Below are 326 nucleotides of genomic sequence, written 5' to 3'. Positions count from 1 at the left end.
TGTGGGTGATCCCATCCGAAATCCATCCCGCCAATTACGTAGAAGTGATCAGGACACTCGAACGGCTGACACTTAATCGTCTCTTCCGGTATCTGGAAGATTCGACCACTACCCATCGTAGGAATACCGCGAGCACGCGCCTCTCTCTCATGCTCGGGATATGATGCGATGATTTGCTCTTTCTGCTCGTCGGTATAGTGCTCAGCGTCATAGATGGTCATGTTGACCACTTTCTGCGACTTGCTGGGGTTCTTCAGGAACTTGGTAACAACGTCAGACATCCCCATCAGCGGGGTAAACGTCAGAATTGAGAATTGCCCGTATTT

The 326-nt window shown here is 50.3% G+C and carries 1 protein-coding gene; it reads right to left on the bottom strand.

The window, feature by feature from the left end:
* Positions 1–326 (bottom strand): terminase large subunit domain-containing protein (locus ABZJ92_RS22395; protein WP_353752507.1); only part of this gene is annotated, 326 nt, incomplete at both ends.

This window comes from Shigella sp. FJ200513 (assembly GCF_040495915.1).
Classification (GTDB): Bacteria; Pseudomonadota; Gammaproteobacteria; order Enterobacterales; family Enterobacteriaceae; genus ECMA0423.
The sequence above is the reverse complement of the archived record's forward strand: the minus strand, read 5'-3'. Positions and strand labels throughout refer to the sequence as shown.